Raw genomic sequence first — 15,200 nt, 5'->3', positions numbered from 1 at the left:
CGTTATTATGTATGAAGTCAATCGCAGCGTATTTATCGTGATTCCGCAAGAGCCGTTTTGGGCGTGGCTCAACGACTTGCCCGACATGGATTTGGACGGCATGACGTTGGCAGACTTGCAAGAAGACGCCAATTCCTATCTGATTCGCCCGTGCGACAACGCCGATGAAGTGTGGGACGAAATCGAAGAGCGCGTCGAAGAAATCTTTGCCGCCGAGCTTGCCGATTGGTGCACAGACGAAAGCGAATGGCCCGACCTGTTGCCCGAAATCTTCCAAGAATGGTTCGCGATAGAACTATCCAGCATCGTAACCGATTTGAGCAGCGAGCCTTTGCAACGAGAAGCCTTTGAAGACATTGTGCTTTCATGATTGCCAAGCAGCCTGCACCCCTAATCATTTCGGTGCTGAACTATCATTTAGACGGCTATGCCCATGTGAACAACGCCCGCTATCTAGAATTTTTGGAAGCGGCGCGTTGGCATTTTTTTGCCGAACACAATCTGCTGCCCGATTTACGTTTGGCGCAACTGGTCGTGTCTCGCACCGATATACGCTATCACAAAGCCGCCTGTTTGGGCGATGTGTTGCACATTCACAGCCAAATAAGCAGCCTGCAATCGCGGCAAATTGTGTTGTCGCAGCGCATTGAATTTGCCGATACGCAACAAATCTGTGCCACTGCCGACATCACACTCATGCCCACCAGCGCAAACGGCAAAATATGCAGGCTGCCTGACGCGCTGTTGCTTTGCTTAACCAACCTAATGGAATCATCATGAAAAAAATTGGCGTTGTTGCCGTTGTACTTTTGATTATTGGCTTGATTGGGTTCACGCTCAAACCATCGTATCCAGCCGCGCCCGCCTTTTCTCTGCCCGATTTACAAGGCAAAGTGGTGGACAACAGCAGCTTGAATAACCGCGTTACGCTCATCAATTTTTGGTTTCCGTCCTGCCCAGGTTGCGTAACCGAAATGCCCAAGCTCATTCAAATGGCAAAAGACTATCAAGGCAAAGATTTTCAAATTTTGGGGATTGCCGTACCTGTGGACGCAGAAGCCGCCGTGCGCGAATACGCCCAACAACGCCAGTTGCCCTTTATCGTGATGTTTGACGCGCAAAAGACCGCCACACAAAGTTTTATCAAAACCGAGTTGTATCCCACCAGCGTGTTGATTAACAAACGTGGTGAAATCCTGCAAACATTTGTGGGCGAACCCAATTTTGCTGATTTATATAAAACCGTGGATACGGAATTGGCGAAGTAAAATACATAAAAAGCAGCCTGCACTTTTCATCAACAAAAAGTGCAGGCTGCTTTTTATTTTGCGCGATTTATTCCGCTGTGTCCGTTGCCGTTTCCGCTTTCGCCACCGTTACCATAGCAGGGCGCAACACGCGGTCGTGCAGCGTGTAGCCTTTTTTGAGCGTGCTAACAATGCTACCAGCCGCTTGTTCTGGCGCGTCCACTTCCTGCATCGCTTGATGTTGATGCGGATTGAGCGAATCGCCTTTTGCTGATGCAATTTCCTTAATCTGCACCGCTTCAAACGCCTTGTTCAATTCGTTCAACGTCATGCTCACGCCCATTTTGAGCGTGTCAAAATTGCCACTTTGGTCTAGCAAAGCCATTTCCAAATAGTCTTTAACGCTCAACATTTCGCCAGCAAAACGCTGTGCCGCAAATTTGTGAGCAGCCTGCAATTCTTCTTGATGACGGCGGCGCAAGTTTTGTTCGTTTGCCAAACCGCGCAATTTTTCGTCTTGCAACATGCCTTCCAATTCGGCGGCGCGTGCTTGCCATTCTTCCATTGTGGTTGGCTCGGTGCTGGCGTTTTCGGCATCAACGATTTCTGGTTCTGGGTTTTGGTTTGCTTCGGTCATATTTTTACCTTGTTTGGATTTGAAAAAAGAGAATGTCATAACAGTCAGAATATAGGGTAAACAAAAAGATTTTCAAGATTTGGGCGTATGAAGCGGTGTTCACACGCCCTGAAATTTAATTCACTATATGTTGGATTACACTTCTGTCAGAACATTGGCAATGTCATGCAGTTTTCGTCTTGCCAAGGCAAGTGTGCCGCGTTCTTTGCTCAACACAAAATAAATAAACACGCCTTCTAAATGGGGGCAGGGCATCAAAATGTGGTATTGCGTTTCCAGCGTAATCAAAAAGTCTTCAATATGCTCGGTAATGCCCAGCGCGCGCATGATTTTTTGTTTGGCGTGATAAAGTTCTGTGTTGCCAGCCGATGCGTATTCCAAATCGATGCCGCGTCCTTCTGCGCCCAACATAAAACCGTTGCTGGAATCGACAATAGAACTCGCCACCGCGCCTTCAATCAACATAATTTCTTTTAATGCAGTATTTAGATTCATGATTATTTTCTCCAAAGTAAAACAAACTACAAGGTGTGATTATAGCGCAAAAGTGCAGGCTGCTTTGGTTTAATCCGCTTGCGTGCGAAAGTCTGCCGTAAAGGTTTGTTGATTGACCTGCCACTTCACTTGCCAATCGTGTCGCCCAGCCACGCATACAGGCAAATACACGCCGTTTACGCGCCATGTGCCGTTGGCTTGTTTACGCAATTCAAAGCGGTTGAAGCCCATGTCCATGTCTTTCATTTGGAACGATGCGCTGATGCTTTGCACCGAATCGGGAACGTGGCTGGCTTCAATCGCAAACGGCGATTTATTGCTGCCCACACCCACCAAATGGAACACGGCATCGCCCAAAAACGGACAGCCCATTTGTGCGACATCGCAAGCAGCCTGCACTTTTGCTGATGCGGTTGCAGGCTGCTTTTGTTGCCACCATATCAATGCCGCCACTTTAATCGCCGCAAACAGCAGAAATGCTACACCCACCAACAACCATTTTTTTTGATTCATAACAAACGCCTAGCGGTTAAACAAACGATTTAGCACCGCTTCAATATCCGCTTTGACTTCGGGTTTTTCGCGGTTGCTGTTGATGACGGCATAACGCTCGGGTGCATGTTGAGCGCGTTGCAAATAGGCTTCACGCACACGCGCAAAAAACGCGGGGTCTTCTTGCTCAAAGCGGTCTTTTTGGCGGCTGCCTTCAATTCGCGCCACCGATACTTCCAACGGCACGTCCAAAATAAAGGTCAAATTGGGGCGTAAATCGTCTTGCACCCATTGTTCTAGCTGCTGAATTTTGTCGTATGCCAAACCGCGTCCGCCACCTTGATAGGCAAAAGTCGCATCGGTAAAACGGTCGCTAACAACGTGTGTGCCAGATGCCAGCGCAGGCAAAATCACGTCTTCCAAATGCTGACGACGCGCGGCAAACATCATCAAAGCTTCGGTGTGCAACGATACTTGGCTGCTGGGGGTGAGCAAGATGTTGCGTAGCTGTTCGCCCAGCGGTGTGCCACCAGGTTCGCGTGTAAACAAAACGGGCAGTTGTTGCGCGGCGAACCAATCGCGAATCACGTTTAATTGCGTGGTTTTACCTGCGCCGTCGATGCCGTCTAGCGTAATAAATTGTGCATTCATGGTGTTATCTCTCCTAACGATGCGCTATTGTAGCAAAAAAGAATGCTTTGTTATAAAATGTAAGCCATGTATAGATTTTTTTAACCCCCTCCACAAAGGATAGCACTATGTTCCCAGAATACCGCGATTTGATTTCTGAATTAAAACAAAGCGACGCGCATTTTGCTCGTTTGTTCAACGAACACAACGAATTGGACGACAAAATCACTGGCTTGGAAAACAATTCTGTGACCAGTTCGTCTGCCGAAGAAGAAATTCATGTTTTGAAACACAAAAAATTGGCTCTGAAAGATGAGTTGTATGTGATTTTGCAAAAAGCAGCACAAAAAGCTTAAATCATAAACAAAGCAGCCTGCACTTTTTATTGAAAGTGCAGGCTGCTTTTTTGTGTTTATGGTTTAAAACTGAAATTTGCTTGGTTTTTTGGCTTTGGCAGTCAAAGGTGTAACCAAAGTATCAAACAAAGTTTTTTGGCTGAATTCGTTGCCATTGCGTGTGATTTGCAAGCAGCGTTGTACTGGCTCGCCACCGACTACCACCACCAAACGTCCGCCATCGGCAAGCTGTTGTTTTAACTGCTCTGGCACTTCGGGTAAGCTGCCGCCTACATAAATCGCATCGTATTTGGCTTCGGGTTGGCTGTTGGCAAAACCGTCTTCTGCTACAAATTGAATGTTGTCAAAATTAAGCGATTGCAACACGGCTTGTGCGCGAGACAGTTGTTGCTCGTCCACATCGTAGGTTTGTACGCTGTCTACCAAAGTCGCTAACACGGCGGTGGCATAGCCCGAACCTGTGCCAATTTCCATCACGCGGTCAGTTTTGCTCAACGTCAAACCTTGCACCATACGCGCAACGATTTTGGGTTCTAACATCATGCTGCCGTTGTCCAATTTGAGCGGCAAATCGGCATAGGCATAGCCTTGTTGTTCTTTGCTAACAAACAATTCGCGTGGAATGCTTTCCAGCGCGTCCAGCAAATCAAAATCCAAAACGTCCCAAGGGCGAATTTGCTGTTCTACCATATTAAAGCGAGCTTTGTTGAAGTCCATGTTGTGTTCTCTGTGGCTGTGTTAAATGGGCGCAATTATAACGGTTTATCTACTGCTTGTGTTGGACTAGCCAATCTTGCAGCCGTGTCATTGCGCTGCTTTGGGCGAATAAGTTTTGCTGCCATTGCTGGGTGACTTGTTGCCACACGTCAAAATGTTGTAACAAAGTGGCAAAACATTCGGCGCGATGCGTGTCGGACAAATTGTGTGCACCATTGAGTTCGCCCGATAATGCCGCAAAAGCAGCCTGCACTTTTTCGTGTTGATTGCGCCAAACAGGTGTCCAAAAAGCGTCCAGTTTATCCAAATGTGCCATTTCGTCTTGTGGATAAATGTGCCACAAAAACGGTTTGCCCGATAATTGTGCGCGAACAAAGCTGTCTTCGCCGCGAATAATCAGCGCGTCTGCCGCCCACAATAGCGTGTCAAACTGCGCTTGCGGCACAAAATCTTGCGGCAATAAGTGCAGGCTGCCTGCGCGGTGTTCGTGAGGTTCGGCTTGGCTGGTGTAGCCGCTTTGATACAGGCTTTGGAACACGGGTTTGCCTGCAATGTGTAGTGTGATTTTTTGTGGCTGTGCCGATAAAGTTTTGCACCATTTTGTCCAAACGGGGCTTTGGTAGCCAAACACAAAAAAGTTCAGGCTGCTTTTTTGGGGCGATTGAGTTGGCGCGAACCATTTAGCTTGCTGTTGTTTGTAATCCGATTCGCGCAACAAACCGCCACTTTGCGGCACAAATCCCATTTGCCAAAAATATTTCGCGCTGCCGTTGGCTTGCAGGCTAGGCATGGCGTGGGTGCGGATTGCCCAATCTTCCGCGCTTAAATATTCCCAGTTTAGCCACACGGGGCGGTGCGTTTCAATGACGCGTAACACGCTATCGGGCAAATCGCAAGCAAAGGTTTCAATAATCAAATCGGGCGCAAAAGCAGCCTGCACATCATCGGCATGGCTGCCTGCTTGCCAATGGTGCAAATGAATGTGCTGGTGTGTGCAGGGCAGGGCGTTGGGCGCGTCTGGCACAATGGCGCGAAGTGCAGCCAAATCGTCCAGCCACAAATGCACGGTGTAGCCCAGCTCGGTGTGCAGTTGTTGTGCCAGCCGCCACGACACGCCAATGTCGCCAAAGTTGTCAATGACGGTGCAAAATAGCCAGCAGGTTTTTGGGGGGGATGTGGTCATGATGTTTTTTTGTGGGATAGAAGTTGCAGGCTGCTTTTTTGGTTTATTTGGGTATTGGATTTTGCTGTGAAAATTTGTGGATTGGGGTGTGATTCAACAAAAGCAGCCTGCACTTGCGTCGCTAGATATAGACCTGAACACGCAGTTGATAAATTTGCAATTTTAAATTGCGTGTTATTGATTATGGTTGTTACAAATGCACAGTTTAAAAATTCACAGTTAATGAATACATTTTGTTCCATGAACGTACCGCGAAAAGAACTTGAATAAAATTTGATATTTACAACTTTTTGATGAAATATTTCATATCGATGAAAATTAAAGTTACTGATAACAGAAGATTTATCTGAAATTAAGGTTGCAAAATCTCTTTCATCATTTTGATGTAGTGATTTATTTATATCTGAAAGTAATTTTTCAATTTTATCAAGTATCATCATTCCCACCAGTTTATATGGTCGTGTTGAATATTTTAAAGAAATTCTTGGTTTAGTGAACCGACAGCAATATTTCAAGCAGCCTGCACAATTCATATGCAGGCTGCTTTGTTCATCAATCATTCAAATTCACAGAATGCTCGCGCGTTTCATGGAAAACAATGTCTTTCCAGCGTTCTTGCGTCAAATTCAAATTTACACGATTGGGCGCGAGATACGCCAAATTGCCGCCAGCATCAATCGCCAAGTTCGCTGCATTTGCCTTTTCAAATTCCGCCAATTTCTTTTTGTCATCGCACGAAACCCAACGCGCTGACCACACCGACACATTGTCAAACACCGCTTCCACGCCGTATTCCGCCGCCAAACGCGCCGTAACCACTTCAAATTGCAACACGCCCACCGCTCCCAAAATCAAATCCGCGCCCGAATGCGGTTTAAACACCTGCACCGCGCCTTCTTCACCAAGCTGTTGCAAGCCTTTTTGCAACTGTTTCATTTTCAACGGATTTTTAATTCGCACGCTGCGGAACAATTCAGGCGCGAAAAACGGAATGCCTGTAAACGCCAACTGTTCGCCTTCCGAAAAACTGTCGCCAATCTGAATGTTACCGTGATTCGGAATGCCGATAATGTCGCCTGCAAACGCCTCTTCCACCAACTCGCGGTCATGCGACATAAACGTCACCACGCTGCTCGCGCTGATGTCGCGGTTAATGCGTAAGTGCTTGATTTTCATGCCGCGCTCAAATTTACCCGAACACACGCGCAAAAACGCAATGCGGTCACGGTGTTTAGGGTCCATATTCGCTTGAATTTTAAAGATAAAGCCTGAAAATTTTGGCTCGTCAGGTTGCACGTCGCGCACCGTTGCATGGCGCGGTTTCGGTGCAGGTGCCCAATCAATCAATGAATTGAGAATTTCTTGCACGCCAAAATTATTAATCGCTGAACCGAAAAACACAGGGGTTAATTCGCCAGCCAAAAATTCTTCCAAGTTAAATTCGTTTGACGCTGCCTGAACCAATTCAATTTCATCGCGTAACTGTTGGATTTCCAACGGAAAACGCGCTGCCAATTCAGGATTATCAATCCCTTTGATGATGTCAAATTCGTGTGGCAATTTCTCGCCACCTGCTTCAAACAAATAAATTTCATCGTTCAAAATGTGGTACACGCCTTTGAAATTTTTGCCCATGCCGATGGGCCAAGTAACTGGCGCACAACGGATTTGCAACACATTTTCCACTTCGTCCAACAATTCCAAACTGTCGCGCACTTCGCGGTCGTATTTGTTCATAAAAGTAACAATCGGCGTATTTCGCATACGGCAAACGTTCAACAATTTAATCGTTTGCGCTTCCACGCCTTTTGCCGCGTCAATCACCATCAACGCGCTGTCCACCGCCGTTAATACGCGGTAAGTGTCTTCCGAAAAGTCTTGGTGTCCGGGCGTGTCCAACAAATTGACAACGTGGTCTTTGTAGTCAAATTGCATCACGGAAGACGCAACAGAAATGCCGCGTTGTTGCTCGATTTCCATCCAGTCGGATGTGGCGAATTTGCCTGTTTTTTTGCCTTTTACCGTGCCTGCGCTTTGGATTGCGCCTGAAAACAGCAACAGTTTTTCGGTTAATGTGGTTTTACCTGCGTCAGGGTGGGAAATAATGGCAAATGTGCGGCGTTTGCGGAATTGTTCTAGGATTTCGGACATGGTGTTCTCGTTTAATTCAATCAAAAATATATGTATAGTGAATTAAATTTAGATTAGTACAGCGTTGCCAACTCCCTTGTGTACTAGATGTACACGGCGGTCGTTGTCGCCTTGTCCTAATCTAAATTTAATCCACTATAAAAAAGCAGCCTGCACATGAAAACAGGCTGCAATGGTGCGTATTATAAAACAAAGCAGCCTGCACACGAAATGACTAATGTGCAGGCTGCTTTTTATATCCAAGCAGCCTGCACATTGTCGGCTTACTACAACCGATTTTTTTCTATATTTATCAAAGTCAATCAGCCAATTAAGCGCAATCGCAGCCTTTTTTCATTGTCGCTGTCGGTAAAACCCTTTATGATACGAGCGTTTTTTATACCAATATTTTTAAAGGATTTTTTATGCCTGCTCTTGTTGAATTAGTGAATATCCACGGACACCGCATTTATGTCAGCACAGACCACATTCGCCGCCTAGAACCGCGTGGCGAAGACCCACACACCACTTTGGTTACATACAGCGCAGGCGACAGCGAACGTGCTTTTGAAGTAGAAGGCTATATTGACGATATTGCCGACTTTTTGAACGAGCAAATGCGCTAAATCAAAAAGCAGCCTGCACTTTATCTATGCAAACGAGTAGCCCATTATGCTGCTCGTTTTTTTGTTTACCCAACACCGCTGCAAAATCGCTATAATCGCACATCTTTAAAATATCACAATAAAACCACTGCTATGACTGCTACGCCACTTTTGGACACCATTCAATCCCCCCAAGATTTACGCCAACTTTCGGCATCCCAGTTGCCGAAAGTTGCTCATGAATTGCGCGAATTTCTGTTAGACAGCGTAGGCAAAACAGGCGGACATTTCGCCAGCAATTTGGGCGTGATTGAGCTGACCATTGCGCTACATTATGTTTACAACACGCCCGAAGACCATTTGGTTTGGGACGTGGGGCATCAATCGTATCCACACAAAGTCTTAACAGGGCGCAAAAATCGCATGGACAGCATTCGTCAATTTGGCGGACTGGCTGGCTTTCCCAAACGCAGCGAAAGCGAATACGATGATTTTGGCGTTGGGCATTCGTCCACGTCTATTGGCGCGGCTTTGGGCATGGCGGTGGCAAATCAATTATCGGGCAGCGCAGCGCGTAGTGTCGCGATTATTGGCGATGGCGCAATGACGGCAGGTCAGGCGTTTGAAGCGTTGAACTGCGCTGGCGATATGGACGTGAATTTATTGGTGATTTTGAACGACAACGAAATGTCTATTTCGCCCAATGTTGGCGCGTTGCCCAAATATTTGGCGCGAAACGTGATGCGTGATTGGCGCGATATTTTGCACGAAATCAAACATCACTCTAATAAAGTGTTGGACAAATTGCCCACGCCTGTGAAAGAAATGGCAGAAAAAGCCGAAACCAAATTCAAAGCAATCGCCAGCGAAGGCGAACACATCAAGCATTCTTTGTCGCTGTTTGAAAACTTTGGTTTTGAATACACAGGCGCGATTGATGGACACAATTTGCCACAACTGATTGAAGTATTAAAAGATTTACGCCAGCGCAAAGGGCCGCAACTGCTGCACATCATCACCAAAAAAGGTCAGGGTTACAAACTTGCCGAAAACGACCCAGTCAAATACCACGCGATTGGCAAGCAGCCTGCACCTGCGGCAAACGCGCCCACCGCCAGCCAACCGCGTCCCACCTACACCCAAATATTCGGGCAATGGTTGTGCGACCAAGCGGCTGCCGATGAAAAATTGGTGGCAATCACGCCAGCCATGCGCGAAGGCAGCGGTTTGGTGGAATTTGAACAGCAATTCCCCACACGTTATTTTGATGTCGGCATTGCCGAGCAACACGCGATTACCTTTGCCGCAGGTTTGGCAACGCAAGGCGTTAAGCCCGTTGTGGCGATTTATTCTACCTTTTTACAACGTGGCTACGACCAACTGTTGCACGATGTCGCGCTGCAAAACTTGCCTGTTTTGTTTGCGATTGACCGTGCAGGCATTGTGGGCGCAGACGGCCCGACCCACGCAGGCGCATACGATTTGAGCTTTTTGCGTTGCGTACCCAATATGGTCATCGCCGCGCCCAGCGATGAAAACGAATGCCGTTTGCTGCTTTCCACTTGCTATCAGCTGAATCAACCGACTGCGGTGCGTTATCCACGCGGTTCGGGCTGTGGCGCAGCGGTGGAGCGCGATTTACAAACCGTGCCAGTGGGCAAAGGCATCGTCCGCAAACAAGGCGAAAAAGTGGCGATTTTGGCGTTTGGTAGCATGGTGCAGGCTGCTTTGGGCGTGGCAGACGCGCTCAACGCCACCGTTGCCGATATGCGATTTGTGAAACCATTAGACGTTGATTTAATTGGACAACTGGCGCAATCGCACGATTATTTGGTTTGCGTAGAAGAAAACGCCGAAATGGGCGGAGCAGGCAGCGCGGTGTTGGAAGTGTTGGCACAAAATGGCTGGTATAAGCCGACTTTATTGTGCGCGATTCCCGACATCGTTACCGAGCATGGCGACAGTCATATTTTGCTAGACCAAATTGGATTAAGCCAAAGCAGCCTGCAACAACGGATTAGCGATTGGTTAAATGTGCAGGCTGCTTGATATAGCCCCCAGTTATAAACCAAAGCCACACAAATTCTTTTTATTTTGCGCGTCAATGCCGTATAGTTGCCGCATCTTTATTTTGGACGACAGCAGGAGTACACACAATGAACATCGCCAATAGCATTACCGATTTAATCGGCAACACCCCTTTGGTAGAACTCAAAACTTTGGGCAAAGATTTACCCGCTCGCGTGGTTGCCAAACTGGAATTTTTCAACCCAGGTAGCAGCGTTAAAGACCGCATTGCCGCCGCCATGATTGAAACTGCCGAACGCGAAGGCAAAATCAAACCCAACACCATTATTGTTGAGCCAACTTCGGGCAACACAGGCATTGGCTTGGCAATGGTTTGCGCGGCAAAAGGCTATAAATTGGTCATCACCATGCCCGAAAGCATGAGTAAAGAACGCCGTATGCTGTTGCGCGCCTTTGGTGCAGAATTGGTTTTGACCCCAGCCGCAGAAGGCATGGGCGGCGCGATTGCCAAAGCCGAAGAGTTCGTCAAAAGTAATCCAGATGTGTACTTCATGCCGCAGCAATTTGAAAACGCAGCCAACCCAGAAGTACACCGCCAAACCACAGGCGAAGAAATTTGGCGTGATACCGATGGCGCAGTAGATATTTTTGTGGCAGGCGTTGGCACAGGCGGCACATTAACAGGCGTAGGCGAAACGCTAAAAGCCAAAAAAGACAGTGTGCAAGTGTTTGCGGTAGAACCCGAAGCATCGCCCGTGTTGAGCGGTGGTCAAAAAGGCCCGCACCCCATTCAAGGCATTGGCGCAGGCTTTATCCCCAAAAACTTGAATACCGATATTTATGACGGCATTGTGCAAGTGCCAAACGATGCGGCTTTTGCAACGGCTCGCGCCATGGCAGAAAAAGAAGGTATTTTGGTTGGTATTTCGTCAGGTGCGGCGGTTTGGTCAGCCTTGCAACTGGCGGCAAAACCTGAAAACGCAGGCAAATTGATTGTGGTGCTGTTGCCGTCTTATGGCGAGCGTTATTTGTCTACGCCATTGTTTGCGGATTTGGCTTGATACTTATCCATAAAACTAATTTGCTTTTCTGAATAAGTATTGTCATTTGGTTGATAAAAAGTGCAGGCTGCTTTTGAGCGATTTCAAAAGCAGCCTGCACTTTATTTTTGTTTACCCTGTTGCCATTGCCACGCCAGCCATATCGCGCTCAACATAACTTTGTTGCGCCAACTCATTGACCGCATCGCCAACGACAAAGCAGAACGCGAAGTAAACAAGCGCGTTAAATGTTGTCCGCCCCACAGCATTTGTACCAAATTATCCTGTTGAGAAGCAGCCTGCATTTGCGTGGCGCGTAATTTCAATCTTGCCAACTCACATTGCAAGCGCAATAACTCACGCTCTTGGTCGGCATTGTATTTTTGCGGTTTATTCATGATTGGACTCGCTATTTGTGCCGATGATTCGTACCCAGTCTTGTTGCATATCGTTCAAGGTTTGCCCTACGCGCTCATTGCTGCGTCGCCAGTACATTGGAATCGCCCAAACCAAGCCAATCGCCGCGATTAAGCACGCCGTCATCAATCCAAAAAACACCCAAATTTTGGCTTGTGGCGACAAAATCACGTTTAAGCCAAACAGTAATGCCAGCAACGCCACCAGCAGCAATACCAAGGCGGCAACCGCCAACACGACAATCCGAATGCAATCGCCCAGTTGTCCTTGCACGTCTAGGCGCAATAATTGCAAACGCAGCCACAGTAAATGACCGCCTTGCTGCCATCTGGCTTTCCAGAGCCGATATTCTTTTTGAATACTCAATGCCTTATCCTTTCGTGTTTGGGGTTTGTTTTTACGATAACCTATTCTTGAATATCAATCAAGCACTTACTTGGTTAAGTTATATGTAAAACTTATTTAACACGGTTGATGATGTTGTTTGATATGGCGCAAACAATAGGTTATAACAAGACTATTTGCACTAGTATCGACTATGCCAAAATAGCAACATAAAGTTGTTCTAATAACGAGAAAAGAGACCAATATGAACTGGACAGAAGTTTTAGGCTATGTTGCCATGGTGATTGTAGCTACATCATTCTTATTAAAAGATATGTTGACGTTGCGAATTGTGAATGCTGTGGGTTGTTTGTGCTTTGTGGTGTATGGCTTTATGACGGGTGCGATGCCTGTTGTGGGGCTGAATTTACTGGTAAGCGGCATCAATATTTATCATGCGTACAACATTTTGCGTGCGAAAAAATAAGTCAATTCATCATTAAAGCAGCCTGCATTTTGAAAGTGCAGGCTGCTTTTGAATCAAACCATTATTCCGACTCTTCAAACCCAACCACTTCCAAGCCAAAGCCAGTCAAGCCATTCATATTAGACGGCTTGCCCAGCACGCGCATTTTGCTGACATTTAAGCCAGCCAAAATCTGTGCGCCAATGCCATAGGTTTTTCTGTCCCATTTTTTGACCTGAAAACTGTTTTTCGGCAAGGTGCGTTCCAGCAACGCGCTACCGTCTTCGGTGCGGTGCAACAGAATAATCACGCCCGATTCGGCTGCTTGAATGCGCGTGAGTGCGGCGGGCAAATTCCACGAGTGATTCGGATCAAACTGAATAAAATCCATTGCGCTAAACGGTTCATGCACGCGCACCAGCGTTTCGGCGGCGGTTGCAGGCTGCCCTTTAACCAACGCTAAATGCGTGTCGCCGTTTAATTTGTCTACATAAACGTGCTGTTGGAAATCGCCCCACGGTGTATGCACGGTTGTGTCGCCCATTTCTTCCAGCAGGCTTTCAGTTTTGCTGCGGTATTCAATCAAGTCGGCGATTGTGCCGATTTTTAAGCCGTGTTGTTCGGCAAACTGCACCAATTCGGGCATACGCGCCATGGTGCCGTCATCGTTTAGGATTTCGCAAATCACGCCTGCGCCAGCCAATCCAGCCATTTGCGCCAAATCTACTGCCGCTTCGGTGTGTCCTGCACGTACCAACACGCCGCCTTTTTGGGCACGAAGTGGAAAAATATGCCCAGGTTGCACAATGTCTTCGGGCTGCACGTTTTGCGATACAGCCGTTTGAATGGTGTGAGCGCGGTCGGCAGCGGAAATGCCTGTGCTGATGCCGTTTGCCGCTTCAATGGAAACGGTGAAGTTTGTGCCGTATTGTGCGCCGTTTTTTTGCGTCATCATCGGCAAACCCAAGCGGTCAATCAATTTATTTTCCATGGGCAAACACACCAAACCACGCGCGTGTTTAATCATAAAATTGATGGCTTCTGGCGTAACAAATTGCGCTGCCATCACGATATCGCCTTCGTTTTCGCGGTCTTCGGCATCGGTGATGATGACCATTTTGCCTGCTTTGATGTCGGCGATAATGTCGGAAATAGGGGAAATGTGCATGATGTTGCTCCTTGGTAGGTGAATCGGCAAAGCTCAAAACGAGTGGTATTTTACGCTATTTGGGTGGATTTTTGGCGATGCGATATCGATTCAAAGCAGCCTGCAATCAATATAGTGAATTAAATTTAGATTAGTACCGCGTTGCCAACTCCTTTATGTACTAGCTGTACACGGCGGTCGTTGTCGCCTTGTCCTAATCTAAATTTAATCCACTATATTTGTTTGATTAAACTTCCTGCAAAACAATGATTTTTTTGTCGTAAGGTGGGATTTATCCCAGACCTGACAAGTTTTAAATAATAGCCACAATACGGTCAATGCGATTCGCAAAACGAGCTAACCATGGTTTCCAAGATTTGTAACCGTAAAGCCGTACTATGTTTAACACTAAACTAAATAATATAGAATAAATAAATGCTGAATTTCTATTGCGAATTAAAGAGTTATCTTCTTTAAAGTGAACATCTTTTACCCAGTGGAGATTATTTTCAATACCCCAATGGTTGCGAATCGTTTTAGCAAAAAATTCTACATTATCATGATGATAGTTACTTAAATAAAAGTGTTGTTCCACTTTACGCGAACCATCTGCTTCTATTTTCGTATTTGTAACAACAATCATGCGTTTAGATGATTGCCAATTTTGGCTAACCCATTGTGTACATGGATAAAGAGCAACTTCACGTTGAATTTGTGCGCCTTTCTGTCTTTCCGTTGTTTGAATTTTCGAAAGCATTTAATTATTCGGAAGTTCTTGAAACTCTTTGAATAATCGGATTGCGCCTTTTTTAACACCCACAACGTAAAACTGCCCCAATTCATCAATCTCTACGAGACTTTTTTTGACAATGTAAGGCATCTAATGTCAAAACCAAACCTTTGCTCTCTAGGTTTCTAATGTGCGGATTTTTTCGTAACTGGGTGTATTATCTCTATCCCATGCAAGATATTGTTTTAATTAATCAATATTATTAGAAAGGAATGCACCTATTTCGCGATTACCTTTCGCACCGCCCAAAATGGCAACGACAATGACTGTGAGTGTTTTGGCTAGATTATAGCGTTTGCCTGCTCCACGTCTGGTATCGGGTATGCGAGCGAAATATTCTTCTAGTGAGTGCATGGTGTTGTCCATTTGGTTGTTTAAACTTCGTGCATTATACTTTTAATTTAAAACTTGTCAGGTCTGGGTTAAAACCCACCTTACGCGAGCAACTTGATTACACAAGCATGATATATTTATAGACAAAATGTCCAAAAAATAA

22 protein-coding genes are annotated in these 15,200 nt (G+C 46.4%); 8 read left to right on the top strand and 14 right to left on the bottom strand.

What is annotated here, in order from left to right:
- Window positions 1-7: 7 nt before the first annotated feature.
- Genes DQN52_RS00825 through DQN52_RS00815 form a run of 3 tightly spaced genes read left to right on the top strand, consistent with a single transcriptional unit; the run spans window position 8 to window position 1,268 of the window.
- On the top strand, window positions 8-370 hold the full coding sequence (locus DQN52_RS00825; protein ID WP_003787119.1) for a hypothetical protein: 363 nt from the start codon (window positions 8-10) through the stop codon (window positions 368-370).
- Window positions 367-780 carry an acyl-CoA thioesterase gene (locus DQN52_RS00820; protein WP_003787120.1) on the top strand — a complete coding sequence of 138 codons (414 nt, stop codon included), beginning with the start codon at window positions 367-369 and terminating at the stop codon, window positions 778-780. The genes DQN52_RS00825 and DQN52_RS00820 overlap by 4 nt, the downstream gene beginning before the upstream one ends.
- Window positions 777-1,268, top strand: coding sequence for a TlpA family protein disulfide reductase (locus DQN52_RS00815; protein ID WP_003787122.1), 492 nt, complete (start codon window positions 777-779; stop codon window positions 1,266-1,268). Before DQN52_RS00820 ends, DQN52_RS00815 begins: the two co-directional genes overlap by 4 nt.
- Before the next feature lie 67 nt (window positions 1,269-1,335).
- On the opposite strand, the gene grpE is transcribed toward DQN52_RS00815, so the two are convergent.
- From grpE to tmk, 4 genes are all read right to left on the bottom strand, one after another.
- Entirely contained in the window at window positions 1,336-1,884 is a 549-nt protein-coding gene (gene grpE, locus DQN52_RS00810) for a nucleotide exchange factor GrpE (protein ID WP_032827756.1), read from the bottom strand.
- A gap of 135 nt (window positions 1,885-2,019) precedes the next feature.
- Window positions 2,020-2,379 carry a hypothetical protein gene (locus DQN52_RS00805; protein WP_003787127.1) on the bottom strand — a complete coding sequence of 120 codons (360 nt, stop codon included), beginning with the start codon at window positions 2,377-2,379 and terminating at the stop codon, window positions 2,020-2,022.
- Between the two features lie 69 nt (window positions 2,380-2,448).
- On the bottom strand, window positions 2,449-2,892 hold the full coding sequence (locus DQN52_RS00800; RefSeq protein WP_003787129.1) for a hypothetical protein: 444 nt from the start codon (window positions 2,890-2,892) through the stop codon (window positions 2,449-2,451).
- A gap of 9 nt (window positions 2,893-2,901) precedes the next feature.
- Window positions 2,902-3,522 carry a dTMP kinase gene (gene tmk / locus DQN52_RS00795; RefSeq protein WP_003787130.1) on the bottom strand — a complete coding sequence of 207 codons (621 nt, stop codon included), beginning with the start codon at window positions 3,520-3,522 and terminating at the stop codon, window positions 2,902-2,904.
- 107 nt (window positions 3,523-3,629) lie between these two features.
- Between tmk and DQN52_RS00790 the strand changes: the two genes are divergently transcribed.
- Window positions 3,630-3,857, top strand: coding sequence for a YdcH family protein (locus tag DQN52_RS00790; RefSeq protein WP_003787133.1), 228 nt, complete (start codon window positions 3,630-3,632; stop codon window positions 3,855-3,857).
- Between the two features lie 63 nt (window positions 3,858-3,920).
- On the opposite strand, the gene DQN52_RS00785 is transcribed toward DQN52_RS00790, so the two are convergent.
- From DQN52_RS00785 to DQN52_RS00770, 4 genes are read right to left on the bottom strand one after another with little or no spacing between them, the layout of a single operon-like run.
- Window positions 3,921-4,574, bottom strand: a complete 654-nt coding sequence (locus DQN52_RS00785) for a protein-L-isoaspartate O-methyltransferase family protein (RefSeq protein WP_003787135.1) — start codon at window positions 4,572-4,574, stop codon at window positions 3,921-3,923.
- A gap of 49 nt (window positions 4,575-4,623) precedes the next feature.
- Window positions 4,624-5,757: an elongation factor P maturation arginine rhamnosyltransferase EarP gene (gene earP, locus DQN52_RS00780; protein WP_003787137.1), complete on the bottom strand. Its 1,134-nt coding sequence runs from the start codon at window positions 5,755-5,757 to the stop codon at window positions 4,624-4,626.
- Window positions 5,754-6,317, bottom strand: a complete 564-nt coding sequence (locus DQN52_RS00775; RefSeq protein ID WP_231954154.1) for a hypothetical protein — start codon at window positions 6,315-6,317, stop codon at window positions 5,754-5,756. Before DQN52_RS00775 ends, earP begins: the two co-directional genes overlap by 4 nt.
- The gene (locus DQN52_RS00770) at window positions 6,310-7,908 is read right to left on the bottom strand and encodes a peptide chain release factor 3 (RefSeq protein WP_003787140.1); all 1,599 of its coding nucleotides are present in this window, start codon (window positions 7,906-7,908) and stop codon (window positions 6,310-6,312) included. The genes DQN52_RS00775 and DQN52_RS00770 overlap by 8 nt, the downstream gene beginning before the upstream one ends.
- A gap of 404 nt (window positions 7,909-8,312) precedes the next feature.
- On the opposite strand from DQN52_RS00770, the gene DQN52_RS00760 reads away from it, so the two are divergent.
- The 3 genes from DQN52_RS00760 to cysK all read left to right on the top strand — a co-directional run bounded on the left by DQN52_RS00760 (window position 8,313) and on the right by cysK (window position 11,581).
- Window positions 8,313-8,513 (top strand): hypothetical protein, encoded by a 201-nt coding sequence (locus DQN52_RS00760; RefSeq protein WP_003787143.1) that lies wholly within the window; start codon window positions 8,313-8,315, stop codon window positions 8,511-8,513.
- Window positions 8,514-8,645: 132 nt separating this feature from the next.
- Complete coding sequence (gene dxs, locus DQN52_RS00755; protein WP_003787146.1) at window positions 8,646-10,541, top strand: 1-deoxy-D-xylulose-5-phosphate synthase; 1,896 nt, start codon at window positions 8,646-8,648, stop codon at window positions 10,539-10,541.
- 107 nt (window positions 10,542-10,648) lie between these two features.
- Window positions 10,649-11,581 carry a cysteine synthase A gene (cysK, locus tag DQN52_RS00750; protein ID WP_003787149.1) on the top strand — a complete coding sequence of 311 codons (933 nt, stop codon included), beginning with the start codon at window positions 10,649-10,651 and terminating at the stop codon, window positions 11,579-11,581.
- 101 nt (window positions 11,582-11,682) lie between these two features.
- On the opposite strand, the gene DQN52_RS00745 is transcribed toward cysK, so the two are convergent.
- Window positions 11,683-11,958, bottom strand: coding sequence for a hypothetical protein (locus DQN52_RS00745; RefSeq protein ID WP_003787151.1), 276 nt, complete (start codon window positions 11,956-11,958; stop codon window positions 11,683-11,685).
- Entirely contained in the window at window positions 11,951-12,343 is a 393-nt protein-coding gene (locus tag DQN52_RS00740; protein ID WP_003787153.1) for a phage holin family protein, read from the bottom strand. Before DQN52_RS00740 ends, DQN52_RS00745 begins: the two co-directional genes overlap by 8 nt.
- Window positions 12,344-12,566: 223 nt before the next feature.
- Here DQN52_RS00740 and DQN52_RS00735 point away from each other — a divergent pair, with 223 nt between their 5' ends.
- Window positions 12,567-12,788 (top strand): YgjV family protein, encoded by a 222-nt coding sequence (locus DQN52_RS00735; protein WP_003787155.1) that lies wholly within the window; start codon window positions 12,567-12,569, stop codon window positions 12,786-12,788.
- Window positions 12,789-12,849: 61 nt separating this feature from the next.
- Here DQN52_RS00735 and ribBA read toward each other — a convergent pair whose 3' ends face one another.
- The 4 genes from ribBA to DQN52_RS00720 all read right to left on the bottom strand — a co-directional run bounded on the left by ribBA (window position 12,850) and on the right by DQN52_RS00720 (window position 15,070).
- Window positions 12,850-13,935 carry a bifunctional 3,4-dihydroxy-2-butanone-4-phosphate synthase/GTP cyclohydrolase II gene (gene ribBA, locus DQN52_RS00730; protein WP_003787157.1) on the bottom strand — a complete coding sequence of 362 codons (1,086 nt, stop codon included), beginning with the start codon at window positions 13,933-13,935 and terminating at the stop codon, window positions 12,850-12,852.
- A 292-nt stretch (window positions 13,936-14,227) separates the two neighbouring features.
- Window positions 14,228-14,671, bottom strand: coding sequence for an ISAs1 family transposase (locus DQN52_RS00725; protein ID WP_111694397.1), 444 nt, complete (start codon window positions 14,669-14,671; stop codon window positions 14,228-14,230).
- Window positions 14,672-14,794 carry a hypothetical protein gene (locus tag DQN52_RS11425; protein WP_269148476.1) on the bottom strand — a complete coding sequence of 41 codons (123 nt, stop codon included), beginning with the start codon at window positions 14,792-14,794 and terminating at the stop codon, window positions 14,672-14,674.
- A 99-nt stretch (window positions 14,795-14,893) separates the two neighbouring features.
- A complete protein-coding gene (locus tag DQN52_RS00720; RefSeq protein ID WP_231954151.1) occupies window positions 14,894-15,070 on the bottom strand; it encodes a transposase family protein in 177 nt (58 codons plus the stop codon).
- Between the last annotated feature and the right edge of the window lie 130 nt (window positions 15,071-15,200).

The sequence above is a fragment of the Kingella kingae genome, from assembly GCF_900475905.1.
Classification (GTDB): Bacteria; Pseudomonadota; Gammaproteobacteria; order Burkholderiales; family Neisseriaceae; genus Kingella; species Kingella kingae.
This window is presented reverse-complemented; position numbering and strand designations above follow the sequence as displayed.

Excerpts from the sequence above, each read along its gene's own strand:
- DQN52_RS00820 (WP_003787120.1), top strand. The coding sequence starts at position 367 with ATGATTGCCAAGCAGCCTGCACCCCTAATCATTTCGGTGCTGAACTAT.
- DQN52_RS00815 (WP_003787122.1), top strand. The coding sequence starts at position 777 with ATGAAAAAAATTGGCGTTGTTGCCGTTGTACTTTTGATTATTGGCTTG.
- DQN52_RS00805 (WP_003787127.1), bottom strand. The coding sequence starts at position 2,379 with ATGAATCTAAATACTGCATTAAAAGAAATTATGTTGATTGAAGGCGCG.
- grpE (WP_032827756.1), bottom strand. The coding sequence starts at position 1,884 with ATGACCGAAGCAAACCAAAACCCAGAACCAGAAATCGTTGATGCCGAA.
- DQN52_RS00735 (WP_003787155.1), top strand. The coding sequence starts at position 12,567 with ATGAACTGGACAGAAGTTTTAGGCTATGTTGCCATGGTGATTGTAGCT.
- DQN52_RS00800 (WP_003787129.1), bottom strand. The coding sequence starts at position 2,892 with ATGAATCAAAAAAAATGGTTGTTGGTGGGTGTAGCATTTCTGCTGTTT.
- DQN52_RS00725 (WP_111694397.1), bottom strand. The coding sequence starts at position 14,671 with ATGCTTTCGAAAATTCAAACAACGGAAAGACAGAAAGGCGCACAAATT.
- DQN52_RS00790 (WP_003787133.1), top strand. The coding sequence starts at position 3,630 with ATGTTCCCAGAATACCGCGATTTGATTTCTGAATTAAAACAAAGCGAC.
- DQN52_RS11425 (WP_269148476.1), bottom strand. The coding sequence starts at position 14,794 with ATGCCTTACATTGTCAAAAAAAGTCTCGTAGAGATTGATGAATTGGGG.
- dxs (WP_003787146.1), top strand. The coding sequence starts at position 8,646 with ATGACTGCTACGCCACTTTTGGACACCATTCAATCCCCCCAAGATTTA.
- tmk (WP_003787130.1), bottom strand. The coding sequence starts at position 3,522 with ATGAATGCACAATTTATTACGCTAGACGGCATCGACGGCGCAGGTAAA.
- DQN52_RS00775 (WP_231954154.1), bottom strand. The coding sequence starts at position 6,317 with ATGATTGATGAACAAAGCAGCCTGCATATGAATTGTGCAGGCTGCTTG.
- DQN52_RS00745 (WP_003787151.1), bottom strand. The coding sequence starts at position 11,958 with ATGAATAAACCGCAAAAATACAATGCCGACCAAGAGCGTGAGTTATTG.
- DQN52_RS00760 (WP_003787143.1), top strand. The coding sequence starts at position 8,313 with ATGCCTGCTCTTGTTGAATTAGTGAATATCCACGGACACCGCATTTAT.
- DQN52_RS00770 (WP_003787140.1), bottom strand. The coding sequence starts at position 7,908 with ATGTCCGAAATCCTAGAACAATTCCGCAAACGCCGCACATTTGCCATT.
- ribBA (WP_003787157.1), bottom strand. The coding sequence starts at position 13,935 with ATGCACATTTCCCCTATTTCCGACATTATCGCCGACATCAAAGCAGGC.
- DQN52_RS00720 (WP_231954151.1), bottom strand. The coding sequence starts at position 15,070 with ATGGACAACACCATGCACTCACTAGAAGAATATTTCGCTCGCATACCC.
- DQN52_RS00785 (WP_003787135.1), bottom strand. The coding sequence starts at position 4,574 with ATGGACTTCAACAAAGCTCGCTTTAATATGGTAGAACAGCAAATTCGC.
- DQN52_RS00825 (WP_003787119.1), top strand. The coding sequence starts at position 8 with ATGTATGAAGTCAATCGCAGCGTATTTATCGTGATTCCGCAAGAGCCG.
- earP (WP_003787137.1), bottom strand. The coding sequence starts at position 5,757 with ATGACCACATCCCCCCCAAAAACCTGCTGGCTATTTTGCACCGTCATT.
- cysK (WP_003787149.1), top strand. The coding sequence starts at position 10,649 with ATGAACATCGCCAATAGCATTACCGATTTAATCGGCAACACCCCTTTG.